The 14,622-nt window shown below is 70.6% G+C and carries 14 protein-coding genes; 7 read left to right on the top strand and 7 right to left on the bottom strand.

Annotated elements, in window-relative coordinates; all coding sequences use genetic code 11:
- The first annotated feature begins 3 nt into the window (after positions 1-3).
- Together L3Q67_RS23390 and L3Q67_RS23385 are read left to right on the top strand one after the other, a co-directional pair.
- Positions 4-921, top strand: coding sequence for a pseudouridine-5'-phosphate glycosidase (locus L3Q67_RS23390; RefSeq protein WP_499183606.1), 918 nt, complete (start codon positions 4-6; stop codon positions 919-921).
- Entirely contained in the window at positions 918-1,781 is an 864-nt protein-coding gene (locus L3Q67_RS23385; protein WP_499183605.1) for a carbohydrate kinase family protein, read from the top strand. The genes L3Q67_RS23390 and L3Q67_RS23385 overlap by 4 nt, the downstream gene beginning before the upstream one ends.
- Before the next feature lie 78 nt (positions 1,782-1,859).
- Here the strand turns inward: L3Q67_RS23385 and L3Q67_RS23380 are convergent, their stop codons facing one another.
- The 3 genes from L3Q67_RS23380 to L3Q67_RS23370 are packed head-to-tail and all read right to left on the bottom strand — an operon-like array spanning position 1,860 to position 4,032.
- The gene (locus L3Q67_RS23380; protein ID WP_499191627.1) at positions 1,860-2,195 is read right to left on the bottom strand and encodes a DUF3099 domain-containing protein; all 336 of its coding nucleotides are present in this window, start codon (positions 2,193-2,195) and stop codon (positions 1,860-1,862) included.
- Positions 2,195-3,475, bottom strand: a complete 1,281-nt coding sequence (locus L3Q67_RS23375; protein WP_499183604.1) for a zinc-binding metallopeptidase family protein — start codon at positions 3,473-3,475, stop codon at positions 2,195-2,197. Before L3Q67_RS23375 ends, L3Q67_RS23380 begins: the two co-directional genes overlap by 1 nt.
- Positions 3,472-4,032, bottom strand: coding sequence for a hypothetical protein (locus tag L3Q67_RS23370; protein ID WP_499183603.1), 561 nt, complete (start codon positions 4,030-4,032; stop codon positions 3,472-3,474). Before L3Q67_RS23370 ends, L3Q67_RS23375 begins: the two co-directional genes overlap by 4 nt.
- On the opposite strand from L3Q67_RS23370, the gene L3Q67_RS23365 reads away from it, so the two are divergent.
- From L3Q67_RS23365 to L3Q67_RS23350, 4 genes are all read left to right on the top strand, one after another.
- Entirely contained in the window at positions 4,031-5,572 is a 1,542-nt protein-coding gene (locus L3Q67_RS23365) for a class I SAM-dependent methyltransferase (protein WP_499183602.1), read from the top strand. The two genes, L3Q67_RS23370 and L3Q67_RS23365, sit on opposite strands and share 2 nt — an antisense overlap.
- Positions 5,569-5,994 (top strand): D-aminoacyl-tRNA deacylase, encoded by a 426-nt coding sequence (gene dtd, locus L3Q67_RS23360; protein ID WP_499183601.1) that lies wholly within the window; start codon positions 5,569-5,571, stop codon positions 5,992-5,994. The genes L3Q67_RS23365 and dtd overlap by 4 nt, the downstream gene beginning before the upstream one ends.
- 285 nt (positions 5,995-6,279) lie before the next feature.
- Positions 6,280-7,356 carry a sigma-70 family RNA polymerase sigma factor gene (locus L3Q67_RS23355; RefSeq protein ID WP_499183600.1) on the top strand — a complete coding sequence of 359 codons (1,077 nt, stop codon included), beginning with the start codon at positions 6,280-6,282 and terminating at the stop codon, positions 7,354-7,356.
- Positions 7,357-7,626: 270 nt separating this feature from the next.
- Positions 7,627-9,300 (top strand): fumarate hydratase, encoded by a 1,674-nt coding sequence (locus L3Q67_RS23350; RefSeq protein ID WP_499183599.1) that lies wholly within the window; start codon positions 7,627-7,629, stop codon positions 9,298-9,300.
- 189 nt (positions 9,301-9,489) lie between these two features.
- On the opposite strand, the gene L3Q67_RS23345 is transcribed toward L3Q67_RS23350, so the two are convergent.
- Both L3Q67_RS23345 and L3Q67_RS23340 read right to left on the bottom strand, forming a co-directional pair.
- Entirely contained in the window at positions 9,490-9,927 is a 438-nt protein-coding gene (locus L3Q67_RS23345) for an SRPBCC family protein (RefSeq protein ID WP_499183598.1), read from the bottom strand.
- Positions 9,928-10,028: 101 nt separating this feature from the next.
- A complete protein-coding gene (locus L3Q67_RS23340) occupies positions 10,029-10,532 on the bottom strand; it encodes a hypothetical protein (protein WP_499183597.1) in 504 nt (167 codons plus the stop codon).
- 182 nt (positions 10,533-10,714) lie between these two features.
- Between L3Q67_RS23340 and L3Q67_RS23335 the strand changes: the two genes are divergently transcribed.
- Complete coding sequence (locus L3Q67_RS23335) at positions 10,715-11,866, top strand: APC family permease (protein WP_499191626.1); 1,152 nt, start codon at positions 10,715-10,717, stop codon at positions 11,864-11,866.
- Here L3Q67_RS23335 and L3Q67_RS23330 read toward each other — a convergent pair.
- The gene (locus tag L3Q67_RS23330) at positions 11,827-12,933 is read right to left on the bottom strand and encodes an NAD(P)H-dependent flavin oxidoreductase (RefSeq protein WP_499183596.1); all 1,107 of its coding nucleotides are present in this window, start codon (positions 12,931-12,933) and stop codon (positions 11,827-11,829) included. The genes L3Q67_RS23335 and L3Q67_RS23330 overlap by 40 nt on opposite strands.
- Positions 12,933-14,612, bottom strand: a complete 1,680-nt coding sequence (locus L3Q67_RS23325) for an acyl-CoA synthetase (protein WP_499183595.1) — start codon at positions 14,610-14,612, stop codon at positions 12,933-12,935. The genes L3Q67_RS23330 and L3Q67_RS23325 overlap by 1 nt, the downstream gene beginning before the upstream one ends.
- Positions 14,613-14,622 lie beyond the last annotated feature (10 nt).

The following is a 14,622-nucleotide window of genomic DNA, read 5'->3' as shown; positions in this document are numbered from 1 at the left end:
TCTGTGACCGATTACCTGACCGTGGCCCCCGAGGTGGCCGACGCCCTCGACGGCGGCCGGCCCGTGGTGGCGCTGGAGAGCACGATCCTTTCGCACGGCCTGCCGCCGGGCCGGAACCTCAAGGTGGCCGCCGAGCTGGAACGGGCCGTGCGCGACGCAGGCGCGGTGCCCGCCACGATCGCCGTGCTGGGCGGCCGGGCGGTGATCGGCCTCTCCCCCGCCGAACTGGAGCGGGTCTGCGCCGAGGACGCCGGGCTGGACAAGCTCTCGTGGCGTGACCTCGGCCCGGCGCTCGCGCTGGGCGGCTCGGGCGCGACCACGGTCGCGAGCACCTCGGCGCTGGCGCACGCCGCGGGCATCGGCGTGTTCGGCACCGGCGGCCTCGGCGGGGTCCACCTGCCACTGCCCGGCGCCACCGCCACCTGGGACGTCTCCGCCGACCTCGGGGCGCTGTCCCGGTTGCCGGTGCTCGTGGTCTGCTCCGGGGTGAAGTCCATTTTGGACATCGCGGCCACGCTGGAGGTGCTGGAGACCAACTCGGTGCCGGTGCTCGGCTACCGCACCACCGACTTCCCCGCGTTCTACCGCCGGTCCTCCGGCTTCGAGGTGAACTGGCGGGTGGACGACGCCGCGCGGGCCGCCGCGGCCTTCGCCGCGCACCGGGAGCTGACCGGTTCCGCGGCACTGCTGGCGAATCCGATCCCCGCGGAGTTCGAAATGGACGCCGAACTGCACGACCGCCTGCTCGCCGAAGGGCTCGACCTGCTGCGTGAGCGCGAGGTGCTCGGGTCGGACGTGACGCCGGTGCTGCTGGAGCACTTCCACACCGCCAGCGGCGGGGTGAGCCTGGACGCGAACGAGGCGCTGGTGGTGTCGAACGTGCGGCTCGCCGCCGAGGTCGCCGTGGAGCTGAGCGCATGATCGTCGTGGTCGGGGACGCGGGCCTGGATGTGGTCGCCCAGCACGACGGGCCCATCCTGCACGGTGGTGACGTGCGCACGAAAGTGCGGTTCGCCGGTGGCGGCGCGGGCGCGAACACCGCGATGTGGCTGAAGGCGGCCGGTGCCGAGCCGACGCTCGTCGCCAGGATCGGCGACGACGCGGGCGGGCGGCTGATCCGCGCCGAGCTCGAGGCGGCCGGGGTGCGGTGCGCGCTGGCCGTCGACCCGGAGGCGACCACGTGCTGCGTGGTCGTGCTCGTGGACAACGAGGGTCAGCGCAGCATGCTGCCGGACCGCGGCGCGAACGCCCGGTTCTGCCCCGGCGACGTCACGGACGAAGCGCTGGCCGGTGCCCGGCACCTGCACCTGTCCGGGTACGTGCTGCTCGACGAGACCTCGCGGCCCGCCGGTCTCGCGGCGCTCGCCGCGGCCAAGCGGGCCGGGCTGAGCACCTCGGTGGACCCGCAGTCGGCGCCGCTGCTGTCCGACGGCGCGCAGTTCCTCGAAGACGTGCGCGGGGTCGACCTGCTCATGCCGAACGCCGCCGAACTGGCCGCGCTGACCGGCTCCGGCGAACCGACGGCGGCGAAGTCGCTGCTGGGCACGGTCGGCGAGGTCGTGGTCACCTCGGGCATGGAGGGCGCGAGCTGGGTCAACGCGGACGGCGTGGTCTCGGTGCCCGCCGAACCCGCCGAGTGCGTCGACTCGACCGGTGCCGGGGACGCCTTCGACGCCGGTGTGCTGGCGGCGTGGCTGGCCGGGGAGTCCCGAGTGGACGCCCTGCGTGCCGGTGTCCGCCTGGGCGCCCGAGCCGTGCGCAAGGTCGGCGCCCAGCCTTGAACGCTATGAATGGGGCATTACTAGCATTCAATGCAAGTAATGCCCCACTCATAGCATCTGAACAGAGGGGCGGGCGGGTCAGCCATCGATGACGCGGTGTTCCCGTTGTTCGATGGCTGTGGCCTCCCGCTGGTACCGGCTGACTTCCTCGGCCTTGCGCGGCGGGCGGTCGTTCGCGATCAGCACCGCCACCCACGGCAGCGGGACCGACAGCGCGATGAAGGCCAGCGCCAGCCACCACGTTTCGTAGAAGATCCCGGCCAGGATCAGGCAGGGAAAGCGCAGCCCCATCATCAGCATGTACTTGCGTTTCCGGGCGGCGTGCTGCTCTTCGTACGACAGCTGCGCCTCGGTGATCAGGACCGGCTCGGAAGTGCCCCGCGGTTCGCTCACCACACCACCTCCTACCCCCATCATGCTCCCATTCCGGCCGCTCCGCCGGTAGCCGGGGGCGCCAGCCGGTGCAGCGCCCCCACCACGAGCGTCTCCACCCCGGCCGACAGGGTCGGGTGCGGCACCGGCGCGAAGCGCGGCGAGTGGTTGGACGGGATGTCGGTTTCGAAGCGGCCCGCCGCCATCGCGGTCAGCACCCGCTCGGTGTCCATGCCGCCGACCAGCCAGTACACCGACGGCACCCCGGCCGCCACGCCGAACTCGCCGAAGTCCTCGCTGCCGGTCACCAGCGGTGCCTCGTGCACCCGGTCACCGCCGAAGTGCGCGCGGAAGGCTTCGGTGAGCCCCGCGTTGGCGGCGTCGTCGTTCCTGGTGACCGGGAAGCTGCCGATCGGGGTGAGCTCCGGCGGCTTCGGCGCCCCGGCGGCCATGGCCTCGCCGTGCACGATCCGCTCGATCGCGGCGAGCACCTTCGTGCGCACGGTGTCGTCGAACGTCCGCACGTTGACCTCGATGACCGCGTCGTCGGCGATCACGTTGTGCGTGGTCCCGACGTGCATCGAGCCGACGGTGACCACGGCGACCTCGTTCGCCGAGATCTCCCGCGACACGATCGTCTGCAACCGCAGCACCACCGACGCGGCCAGCACCGCCGGATCGACCGTGGTCTCCGGCCGCGAGCCGTGCCCGCCGCGCCCGTGCAGCACGATCCGCAGCGCGTCGGTGGCGGCCATGATCACCCCTGGCCGGGTGAGCACCCAGCCGGCGGGCCCGGGGACCAGGTGCTGCCCGAGCACCACGTCCGGGCGCCCGGCCAGGTCGAACACCCCGTCCTCGACCATGCCCTTGGCCCCGCCGCCCGCTTCCTCAGCCGGCTGGAACACCACCAGCAGCGTGCCCGACCACGCCGCCGGGGCACCGGCCAGCAACGCGGACGCGCCGGTCAGCCAGGTGGCGTGCATGTCGTGCCCGCAGGCGTGCATCACGGGCACCTCCTGCCCGTCCGGCCCGGTGACGCGCACGGTGCTCGCGTAGTCAAGCCCGGTCTTCTCCTCGACCGGCAGCGCGTCGATGTCCGCGCGCAGCATGACCACCGGCCCCGGGCCGTTGCGCAGGACACCCAGCACGCCGGTCTGCCCGATCCCGCGGTGCACTTCGAATCCGGCTGCTTCCAGGCGGTCGGCCAGGATCCCGGCGGTCCGGTGCTCGGCGAAGGCCAGTTCCGGGTGGCGGTGCAGATCGACGTAGAGCGCCTCGAGTTCCGGCAGCAGCGCCGGCAGGCCGTCCAGTACTCCGGTCATTCCGCCTTTTCCTCCAGGTGGCTCAGGTCTTCGGCGTCCAGGCCGAGGTCGCGGCGCATCTCCGCACGCAGCAAGCGGTACTCGCGCTGGCCCCTGGTCCACTTGTCCGCGTCGTCGCCCTCGTTCCGCAGCAACCTGGCCGCCAGGGACATCCGCGGCAGCACCGCCTCCTGCAGTCTCACGCGGATCCGCTCCGGCGCGTGCAGGTTCACCGGTCCGAGTGCGCGCTGCGCCTCCGAGGTGATGGCTCGCAGCTCCTCGGCCAGCTTCTCGTCCGAAGTCAGCCCTTCATCGTTGAACTTGGCCGCCTGCCGGGCTCGGAAGGTGATCATGTCCAGGGCTTCGAGCACGCCGATCAGCTCGGCGTAGGCCTCCGACCTGGCCTCGTGGGTGCGTTCCTCCCGTTGCCGTTCCCAGCGCAGGTCCTCGCGCTGCTGTTCACGACGCCAGCGCCGTTCCTCGCGCAGGGTGGTGATCACCTGCGCGGTGACCACACCCGCGACACCGAGCAGGCCGACCAGGATCGGCACCCAAAGTGGTACCTGTGCCGAAGACATGGCGCCCAACATAGTCATCCCGCCCGTGGGATCATGCCGACTCGTGAGCGATCTTCCCGAGTTCTCCCCCGAATTCCGCGCCCGTCTGCGGGACGCGCTGCGCGAAGCCCGGTACGACGCCGACGGCGTGGTGGACGCGCTCGGCGGTGCCGCGCACGCCGCGCTCGGCCGCGGTGAGCCAGAACCGGCCTACCGCGCGAGCCGGGACGCGGGTGCGCTCGGGACGCTGATCCGGCTGTTCCTGCTCGGCTCCACCGAATCCGAGCAGGCCGTCGCGGACGTGCTGCCGCTGGACGGTTCGGTAGAAGCCGGTCTCGTCCGGCGGACGCGGGACGGCATTCGGGCGGCCCTCGACCTCCGGCCGCACGGCGACGAAGACAGCTCCTGGTGGGTGCTCTCCGACCTCGACTCCGACGTGCTGGGCGGTCCGGTTCCCGAAGACCACGTGCTCGGCGTCGGCCACGCCTCGCTCAGCCTGATCCGCGCGACCAGCCGCCGCCCGGTGGGCAGCCTGCTCGACCTCGGCACCGGCAACGGCGTGCAGGCGCTGCACGCGAGCCGTCACGCGAGCCGGATCACCGCCACCGACGTCTCCGAACGCGCGCTGGCACTGGCCAAGACCACTTTCGAACTGAACGAGGTGGAGGTCGAGCTGGCGCGCGGTGAGTGGTTCGCGCCGGTGGCCCGCCGCCGGTTCGACCAGATCGTCTGCAATCCGCCGTTCGTGGTCGGCCCGCCCCGGGTGGACTACGTCTACCGCGACTCCGGGCTCGGCGGGGACGATGCCAGCGCGCTCGTGGTGCGCCAGCTGCCGTCGTTCCTGACCGAGGGCGGCGTGGGGCAGCTGCTCGCGTCCTGGCTGCACGTCGAGGGCGAGGACTGGGCCGATCGGGTGCACCGCTGGCTGCCCGCGGGCACCGACGCGTGGTTCGCGCAGCGCGATGTGGCCGATCCCGAGCTCTACGTCGGCACCTGGCTCCGTGACGCCGGGCTGGACCCGAGGTCGCCGGAGGGACGCGCCAAGGCGGGCGCCTGGCTCGATTGGTTCGCCGAGAACCGGGTCGAGGGCATCGGCTTCGGCTTCGTCACCCTGCGCCGGACCGATGGCACGCCCACGGTCGTCTGCGAGGACCTGCGCCAAGCGTTCGACGACCCGCTCGGCCCGGAGGCGGCCGGCTGGCTCGACCGGGTGGACTGGCTGCGAAACCACCATGCGGAATTGCTGGAGACCCAGTTCACCGTGCCGGATTCGGTGGTGCTCGAACGCGTGGACACCACCACGGACGAGGGCTGGCAGACCGCGGTCCGCCGCCTGCACCGCACCGACGGGCCCGGCTGGCAGCACGAGGTCGACGAACTGGCCACCGCGCTGCTGGCCGGCTGCCGGGGTGCGCTGCCGCTGGCGGACCTGCTGGACCTGCTCGCCTTCGCGCACGACCAGCCGGTGGAGACGCTGACCGAGGCCGCGCTGCCGGTCGTCCGTGAACTGATCCGGCACGGCATGCTCCAGCCCGTCTCCGAAACGGGAGCCGGGCGATGAGGGCGGTCGTCGCCAGGGTGACCGAGGCGAGCGTCACAGTCGAGGGCGAGGTCGTCGGCGCCATCGACGAACCGGGCCTGCTGGTGCTGCTCGGCATCCGCGCCGACGACACCGAAGAACAGGCCGCGACGATGGCCAGGAAACTGCACGAACTTCGCATACTTCGCGAAGAACGGTCCTGTGCGGACACCGGCGCGCCACTGCTCGTGGTCAGCCAGTTCACCCTTTACGGCGAGACGCGCAAGGGGCGGCGCCCGTCGTGGCTCAACGCCGCACGTGGGGAAATAGCGGAGAAACTGGTGGGTTCGGTGGTGTCCGGACTACGCGGGCGAGGTGCCACCGTGGCCACCGGCAGCTTCGGCGCGATGATGTCCGTGCACAGCGTGAACGACGGTCCGTTCACGGTTCTGGTGGAGGTCTGACAAGAGGTCTAGACCACTGGGTGCGGCTGACTCCCCACTGTCACACGAAAGCTACTCGTTCGTTCTCAGGAAAAGCTCAGGCTTGCTGGAGCAACTTCGGGTGCCAGGGAGCCGTCTTCTCTTCGACGGCTCGGGAACGTTTCGAGACACCGAGGCGTTGAACCGAATGTCCGGCCAGCCAGCCGGACTCGCGAGACGGAACCCACAGGCCCGTCCCGTGACGCACAGCGTTGGCGTGTGTGACGCCAGCCACACACACGTCAGCCCGTGACCGGGGAGGCAGAAATGTCAGTCCAGACTCTTGAGCGCGAAGCCAGGGGCATTCGCCAGCGCAAGATTCCCACGTCCGTTTCCGACGATACGGGCACTTCCTCCTCGAGCGCCACCTCGTCGGGCATATCGGGCGCCCAGGGGCAGTTCACCGCCGAAGGTGCCGACCTCGACGCCCAGAGCCCCGCCGCCGACCTGGTCCGGGTCTACCTGAACGGGATCGGCAAGACGGCGCTGCTCACCGCGGCCGACGAGGTCGAGATCGCCAAGCGCATCGAAGCGGGCGTGTTCGCCCAGCACATGCTGGACACCGCCACGGACCTCACCCCCAAGCGGCGCGCCGAGCTGCGCGCGCTGGTGCGTGACGGCGGCGTGGCCAAGAACCACCTGCTGGAGGCGAACCTGCGGCTGGTGGTGTCGCTGGCCAAGCGCTACACCGGTCGGGGCATGCCGCTGCTGGACCTGATCCAGGAGGGCAACCTGGGCCTGATCCGCGCGGTGGAGAAGTTCGACTACTCCAAGGGCTTCAAGTTCTCCACCTACGCCACCTGGTGGATCCGCCAGGCCATCACCAGGGGCATGGCCGATCAGGGCCGCACCATCCGCCTCCCGGTCCACCTGGTGGAGCAGGTGAACAAGCTGGCCAGGATCAAGCGCGACCTGCACCAGCAGCTCGGCCGCGAGGCGACCAACGAGGAGCTGGCCGCGGAGTCCGGCATCGCCGAGCACAAGATCTCCGACCTGCTCGACCACGCGCGTGACCCGGTAAGCCTGGACATGCCGGTGGGTACCGAGGAGGACGCCCCGCTGGGCGACTTCATCGAGGACTCCGAGGCGACCGACGCGGAAAGCGCGGTGATCTCCGGTCTCCTGCAGGACGACATGCGCCGGGTGCTGGCCACCCTGGACGACCGCGAGCAGCACGTGATCCGCCTGCGCTACGGCCTCGACGACGGTCAGCCGCGCACGCTCGACCAGATCGGCAAGCACTTCGGGCTCTCCCGCGAGCGCGTGCGCCAGATCGAGCGCGAGGTCATGTCCAAGCTCCGCCAGGGCGAGCGGGCGGACCGGCTGCGCGCCTACGCCAGCTGATCCACCAGGCAGAACACGGAGTGTCACCCCGGGAAGCACCCGTTCGGCCGCGTTGACTTATGACGTGCGTCACGAGACGGTCGGGAGCACGATTTTTCCGATCGTCTCGGTTCGAGCCACACATGAGCTTCGTGGTGGGTGCTCCGGCATCGCACCGCGTTCCCCGGAAGGTCGGGTCCGTCGGGGTGGGCCCGGCCTTCCGCATATCCGGCCCTGGCGGCTGGGGTACGGTTCCAGCACCGAAAATCCGCGTGCAAGGGAGCCCGCGCAGTGCCCGAACTGCCTGCCACCACCACTTTTCAGCACACCGAGGTCCTGCCGCTCGGCGAGGACACCGAAACCGAGTACCGCCTGGTCACCGCTGAGGGTGTCCGGGTCGTCGAGGCCGCCGGGAAGCGGTTCCTCGAGGTGGACCCGGCCGCGCTGACCCAGCTCGCGCGCACGGCGATCACCGACATCCAGCACCTGTTGCGCTCCTCACACCTGGCGCAGCTGCGGGCGATCGTGGACGACCCCGAGGCCAGCGGCAACGACCGCTTCGTCGCGATGGACCTGCTGCGCAACGCGGCCATCTCGGCCGGCGGGGTGCTCCCGATGTGCCAGGACACCGGCACCGCCATCGTGATCGGCAAGCGCACCGAGCGCGTGCTCACCGGCGGCAACGACGAGGAAGCCCTTTCCCGCGGCATCTTCGACGCCTACCAGGAGCTGAACCTGCGGTATTCGCAGATGGCGCCGGTGAACTTCTGGGAAGAGCGCAACACCGGGACGAACCTGCCCGCGCAGGTCGAGCTGTACCACAAGGATGGCGACGGCGACCCGAAGTACGAGTTCCTCTTCATGGCCAAGGGCGGCGGCAGCGCCAACAAGACCTTCCTCTACCAGGAGACGAAGGCGGTGCTGAACCCCAAGCGCCTGGCCAAGTTCCTGGACGAGAAGCTGCGCAGCCTGGGCACCGCGGCCTGCCCGCCGTACCACCTGGCGATCGTGGTCGGCGGCACCTCCGCCGAGTCCAACCTCAAGGTGGCCAAGCTCGCGTCCGCGCGGTACCTGGACCACCTGCCGACCGAGGGTTCCCCGCTGGGCCACGGGTTCCGCGATGTGGACCTCGAGCAGCAGGTGCTGGAGATGACCCGCCAGTTCGGCATCGGCGCGCAGTTCGGCGGCAAGTACTTCTGCCACGACGTGCGGGTGATCCGGCTGCCGCGCCACGGCGCCTCCTGCCCGGTCGGCGTGGCCGTGTCCTGCTCGGCCGACCGCCAGGCCAAGGCGAAGATCACCGCCGACGGGGTGTTCATCGAGCAGCTCGAACGCGACCCGGCCCGGTTCCTGCCGGAGGTCACCGAGGACGAACTGTCCGGTGAGCTGGTCGAGGTGGACCTGAACCGCCCGATGGCCGAGATCCGCGAGCAGCTGTCCGCGTTGCCGGTGAAGACGCGGCTCTCGCTGACCGGGCCGCTGGTGGTGGCGCGGGACATCGCCCACGCCAAGATCGCCGAGCGGCTCGACGCCGGTGAGGAAATGCCCCAGTACCTGCGGGACCACCCGGTGTACTACGCCGGTCCGGCCAAGACACCGGACGGCTACGCCTCGGGTTCGTTCGGCCCGACCACGGCCGGGCGGATGGATTCCTACGTCGAGCAGTTCCAGGCCGCCGGCGGTTCGCTGGTGATGCTGGCCAAGGGCAACCGGTCGGCGAAGGTGACCGCCGCGTGCCGGGCGCACGGCGGTTTCTACCTCGGCTCGATCGGCGGCCCGGCGGCCCGGCTCGCGCAGGACTGCATCAAGAAGGTCGAAGTACTCGAATACGCCGAGCTCGGCATGGAAGCCGTGTGGAAGATCGAGGTGGAGGACTTCCCCGCGTTCATCGTGATCGACGACAAGGGGAACGACTTCTTCGCCGAGACCTCGGAACCGGTGCTGCAGATCTCCTTCCGGAGCTGACCTCCAGCGACCACACGCACAACCGAAACCCGGGCACCCCACCAGAGGCCCCGCCCAGACCCCCCACCCCGGTCCACAGCCAAAAACACGGCGGGGGCACCGATGTCAAGGCATCATTCCCGCCTTGACATCGGTGCCCCCGCCGTAGTCACCATCAGAAACCGGGGCGGGCTCCCACCCGATCACCAATCAACCAGGGAACATCTCCGCGAGCCGGGCCAGCGACTTTTCGATGCCCACCTTGTTGCGCTTCGGGAACGGGCTGAGCGAAATGAGCAGCGGCACGCGCGCGGTCGACCAGTCGAAGGTCTCGGTGACCTGCGTGCGGCCGTCCTCGAGCGGGGTGAGCGCCCAGCGCCAGCGGTGGCCGTTGAAGTGGCGCCAGGCGATCAGGCGCCCTTCCTCGAACTCGACCACGGTGTTGAGGATCTTGTACGAGGGTCCCATCTTCATGTCCATCCCGAACTCGGCGCCGAGGGAAAGCCGTTCGGGGCCACCGTTCTGCGCGGCGAGCACCGAGCCGGACCCGTCGATGAGCGGGTGCTTGGCCGGGTCCGCGAGCAGTTCGAAGATCTTTTCCGGGGTGGTGGCGATCGTCCGGGTGGACGAGACCTGTCGTTGTCCCATGGCCGGTAGCCTAAGGCCGTTCCCGGCCCTGGACAGGGTTGTGGCCGGGAACACGCCCCGACATGTTCCCGGCCACTCGCACCAGGTGGTCTTCGAGAGAACTAGTTCTTGCGCTGCTCGTGCTCCAGCACCACGGTCCGCTCCCCGAGCGGCTGCTCCAGCTCGACGGTCAGCGTCGGGTATCGAATGTCCATTGTGCACGCGACATTGCCACCGGGCTCGGTCTCGACGACGTTGACCACGACCTTGTCGGCGCTCTGCTCCTTCAGCTCCAGGCTGGCCTTGCCGCAGCCGCCCTCCTGCGCGCCGATCGAGAGCACCTTCCCGTTCTGCACCATGGCGACCTCCTTCGGGAAGCCCTCCGGGAGCTTGGCGGCGTCGATCTTCTGCTCCGGGATCTTGGTCCCGGCATCCGGGTCGCCCGGTTCCGCGGGTTCGGCCCCGCCGGGCACCTTGCTCACCGGCGGCGCCGGCTGCGGCTCACCCGGAGCGATCTGGTCGGCGGGCGCGCTCGCCACGGGCGGCGGCGCGGCGGCGGGCTGACTGGCATTCTGTGGGCTGGCGCAAGCCGTACCGGCGAACAGCAGGACACCTACACCAACCATCTTCGCTGAGTACCTCATGCCCCAGTAGACGGAACGGATCCACGATGGGGTTGCACGCCCCCTCGTTCGCCCACCCCGACCTCGGACAACAGCTCCCCCGGTCTCGTAGGGTGTGCCGCGTGAGCGAAAGCCTGACGCGCCGGCTCGGTACCGGCGACGCCGTGGTCATCGGGCTCGGTTCGATGATCGGTGCCGGAGTGTTCGTGGCGTTCGCCCCCGCGGCCGGTGCCGCGGGCTCGGGCCTGCTGCTCGGGCTCGCACTGGCCGCCGTGGTCGCCTACTGCAACGCGACCTCTTCCGCCCGCCTGGCCGCGCGTTACCCCGCCTCCGGCGGCACCTACGTCTACGGTCGCGAGCGCCTCGGCGAGTTCTGGGGCTACCTCGCCGGCTGGGGTTTCATCGTCGGCAAGACGGCGAGCTGCGCGGCGATGGCGATCGCCGTGGTCAGCTACGCCGCCCCTGAGCTCGGGCAGCCGTGGCGGGGCGCGCTGGCGGCGGCGGTCGTGCTGGCGGTGACCGCGCTCAACTACCGCGGCGTGCAACGATCCACTGTGGCCATGCGGGTCATCGTGTCGATCACGTTGACCGTGCTCGCGGCCGTGGTCATCACGATTTTCGCGGTGGGCGACCCCCAACCGGCGAACCTGCGGCCGGGCACCAGCGGGGTGCTCGAAGCAGCCGGGCTGCTGTTCTTCGCCTTCGCCGGGTACGCCCGGGTCGCGACGCTCGGCGAGGAGGTCCGCGACCCCGCGCGCACGCTCCCGCGCGCCATCCCGCTGGCGCTGGGCATCACGCTGGTCGTCTACGCGGTGCTGGCCGTCGCGCTGCTCCTGCAGCTCGGACCGGCCACGCTCGCCGCGTCCACCGATCCCGTCGCGCAAGCCTCGCCGGGCTGGTTGTCCCCGGTGGTGCGGGTCAGCGCGTCGATCGCCGCGCTCGGCGCCTTGCTCGCGCTGGTACTCGGCGTCTCGCGGACCACGCTGGCGATGGCCCGCGACGGCCACCTGCCGCGCGGGCTCGCCGCCGTGCACCCGAAGTTCGGCGTTCCGCACCGCGCCGAGATCGCCGTCGGCGTGGTGGTCGCCGCGCTCGCCGCGGTCGCCGACCTGCGCTCGGCGATCGGGTTTTCGTCGTTCGCCGTGCTCGTCTACTACGCCATCGCGAACGCGAGCGCGTTCACTCTCGGCCGCGTGATCGCCGGCCTCGGCTTCGCCGGTTGCGTGGTGCTCGCGTTCAGCCTCCCGCTCACCTCCGTGCTCGCCGGGACCGGCGTGCTGGCCCTCGGCGCGCTCGCCTACCTCGTCTTGTCCAAACGGGACAGTGCGGCCGCGTAGTCGCGCACCAGTTCCTCGATGATCTCGGCCACCGGGCGCACCTGGTTCATCCGGCCGACGATCTGGCCGACCGGCATGGACACCACACTCGGGTCCCCCGCCGCGTGGATCCGGTTGTGGGCGTGGGAAACCAGCAGGTTCTGCAACGGCATCGGCAGCGGGTCGGGCGCGTCCGGCGCCGTCCACGCCTCGGTCCAGCGCGTCTTCAGCAGGCGCGCCGGTTTGCCGGTGTAGATGCGGGTGCGCACGGTGTCCGAGGACTTCGCCGCCACCAGCGCCCGTTGCATGGCCTCGGATTCCGCCATGGTCCGCAGGTATTCCTCGGTGGTGAGCCACATCGAGCCCATCCACACCCCGGAAGCGCCCAGCGCCAGCGCGGCGGCGACCTGCCTGCCCGAGCCGATGCCGCCGGCGGCCAGCACCGGCACGCGGTCACCGACCGCGTCGGCGATCTCCGGCAGCAACACCATCGAGGCGATCTCCCCGGTGTGCCCACCGGCCTCGTAGCCCTGCGCCACCACCAGGTCCACGCCGTTGTCGACGTGCCGCACGGCGTGTTCGGCCTTGCCAGCCAGCGCCGCCACCGGCACCCCGTGCCGGTGCACCTGCTCGATCACGTCCACCGGCGGCGAGCCGAGCGCGTTGGCGATCAGCTTGATCGGGTGCCGCAGCGAGACCTCGACGTGCGACCGCGCGACCGAGTGCAGCCAGCCGAGCACGCCTTCGCGCTCGTCCGCGCCACCGGGCAGCTCGGGCACCCCGAGCTGCGCCAGCGTGCGGTCGACGAACTCGCGGTGCTCCGGCGGGATGAGCTTGCCGAGGTCGATCGAAGTGCCCTCGTCCGGGATCTTCGCCGGCATCACGATGTCCACCCCGTACGGGCGGCCGCCGGTGTTCTCGTCCATCCAGTCCAGCACGCGGTCGAGCTCGTCGGCGTCGTTGAACCGGACGCAGCCCAGCACCCCGAGCCCGCCCGCGTTGGTCACCGCGGCGGCCACGTGCTCCGACGGGGTGAACGCGAAGATCGGGTACTCGATGCCGAAGGTATCGCAGAGATCCGTGCGCATCAGCCCGCCTGTCCTGCCACTGTGCTTTCCGGGCCGGGAGTGCTTTCCGGGCCGGTGGTGCTTTCCGGGCCGGTGGCCTTCTCGGGTTCGTGTTCCGCCGCGTACTTCTGGGCCCACGGGTAGTCGGGCTTGCCGCTCGGCGAGCGCCCGATCTCCTCGGCGAGCCACACCGTGCGCGGCACCTTGTACCCGGCGACCTCCTGCCGGACGTGGGCGTCCAGCGCGGCCAGGTCCAGCGTGCGCCCGGCGCGCGCCTGCACCACCGCGGCGACCCGCTGACCCAGCCGGTCGTCCGGCACGCCGATGACCAGCGCGTCGAAGACGTCGGGGTGCGATTTCAGCGCGCCCTCGACCTCCTCCGGGTAGACCTTCTCACCGCCGGTGTTGACGCACTGCGACCCGCGGCCGAGCAGCGTGACCGTGCCGTCGTCCTCGTAGCGCGCGTAGTCGCCGGGGATGACGTAGCGCGTGCCGTCGATCTCGGTGAAGATCGCGCGGCTCTTCTCGGGATCGTTGTAGTACCCGAGCGGCACGTGCGCGCGGCGGGCGATCCGGCCGACCGCGCCCGGCCGCGGTTCGACCACCTGGCTGTCCTCGTCGAGCAGGACGGCCTGCGTGCCGAAGTTGACCCGCGGCCCCGCGCTGTGGTCGCTGCCCTTGGCCACCATGCCGATGCCGGTGAACCCGCTCTCCGACGAGCCGATCGCGTCGGTGACCACCAGGTTGGGGAAGGTCTCCAGGAACTCCTGCTTGACGCTCTGGGAGAACAACGCCGCGTGACTGGACAGCGCCACCAGCGAGGAGGCGTCGTAGCCGCCCTCGCGGTACGCCTCGATCAGCGGCCGGGCCATCGCGTCACCGACGATGGTGAGCACCTGGACGTGGTGCCGCTGCACGGCCTTCCAGATCTCGTGCGCGTCGAACCGCGGCACGAAGACCACCGGGCTGCCGGTGAACAACGCGCCCAGCGCGGCCCACTGCGCGGCGCCGTGGATCAGCGGCGCGGCCGGGAGGCGCACCAGGCTGCCCGCCTTGCCCTCTTCGGCGAGCTGCCACTCGTCCTTGACGTACTCGCCGGTGACGAAGTTGATGCCGCCGCCGAGCGCGCGCCAGATGTCCTCGTGGCGCCACAGCACGCCCTTGGGGTAGCCGGTGGTGCCGCCGGTGTAGAGGATGTAGAGGTCGTCGTCGCTGCGCTCGCCGAAATCGCGCTCCGGGGAGTTCTCCGCCAGCGCGGTTTCGTACGGGACGCCGCCGTATGCGGAGAAATCGGCGTCCGAACCGTCCTCGACAACGACAACGTGTTCCAGTTCGGGACATTCCGGCAGTACGGCCGCGACCTTGTCGGCATACCGCCGTTCGTGTACGAGCGCGACCAGATCGGCGTTGCCGAACAGGTATTTCAGTTCACTGTGGACATAGCGGTAGTTGACGTTGATCGCGATGGCGCGCAGCTTGTACGCGGCGATCATCGCCTCGAGGGCCTCGATGGAGTTCCGGGAATAGACGCCGACGTGGGAATTCGCTCCCACACCGCGCCCCGCGAGGTGGTGCGCCAGCCGGTTGGCGCGCTCCTCAAGTTCGGCGAACGTGACCTGCCGATCGCCGCAGACGACCGCGGTGCGGTCCGGCACGGCGTCGACGGCGTGCTCGAGCAGATCTGCGATGTTGAGTGCCACCAGGCCAAAC

It is taken from the genome of Saccharothrix sp. AJ9571 (assembly GCF_021725495.1).
In the GTDB taxonomy this organism is placed as follows: Bacteria; Actinomycetota; Actinomycetes; order Mycobacteriales; family Pseudonocardiaceae; genus Amycolatopsis; species Amycolatopsis magusensis.
This window is presented reverse-complemented; position numbering and strand designations above follow the sequence as displayed.

Bases quoted from the DNA above. Each gene is read 5' to 3' on its own strand.
- L3Q67_RS23385 (WP_499183605.1), top strand. From the start codon at position 918: ATGATCGTCGTGGTCGGGGACGCGGGCCTGGATGTGGTCGCCCAGCAC.
- L3Q67_RS23380 (WP_499191627.1), bottom strand. From the start codon at position 2,195: ATGGGGGTAGGAGGTGGTGTGGTGAGCGAACCGCGGGGCACTTCCGAG.
- L3Q67_RS23375 (WP_499183604.1), bottom strand. From the start codon at position 3,475: ATGACCGGAGTACTGGACGGCCTGCCGGCGCTGCTGCCGGAACTCGAG.
- L3Q67_RS23365 (WP_499183602.1), top strand. From the start codon at position 4,031: ATGGCGCCCAACATAGTCATCCCGCCCGTGGGATCATGCCGACTCGTG.
- L3Q67_RS23370 (WP_499183603.1), bottom strand. From the start codon at position 4,032: ATGTCTTCGGCACAGGTACCACTTTGGGTGCCGATCCTGGTCGGCCTG.
- dtd (WP_499183601.1), top strand. From the start codon at position 5,569: ATGAGGGCGGTCGTCGCCAGGGTGACCGAGGCGAGCGTCACAGTCGAG.
- L3Q67_RS23355 (WP_499183600.1), top strand. From the start codon at position 6,280: ATGTCAGTCCAGACTCTTGAGCGCGAAGCCAGGGGCATTCGCCAGCGC.
- L3Q67_RS23345 (WP_499183598.1), bottom strand. From the start codon at position 9,927: ATGGGACAACGACAGGTCTCGTCCACCCGGACGATCGCCACCACCCCG.
- L3Q67_RS23340 (WP_499183597.1), bottom strand. From the start codon at position 10,532: ATGGTTGGTGTAGGTGTCCTGCTGTTCGCCGGTACGGCTTGCGCCAGC.
- L3Q67_RS23335 (WP_499191626.1), top strand. From the start codon at position 10,715: ATGATCGGTGCCGGAGTGTTCGTGGCGTTCGCCCCCGCGGCCGGTGCC.
- L3Q67_RS23330 (WP_499183596.1), bottom strand. From the start codon at position 12,933: ATGCGCACGGATCTCTGCGATACCTTCGGCATCGAGTACCCGATCTTC.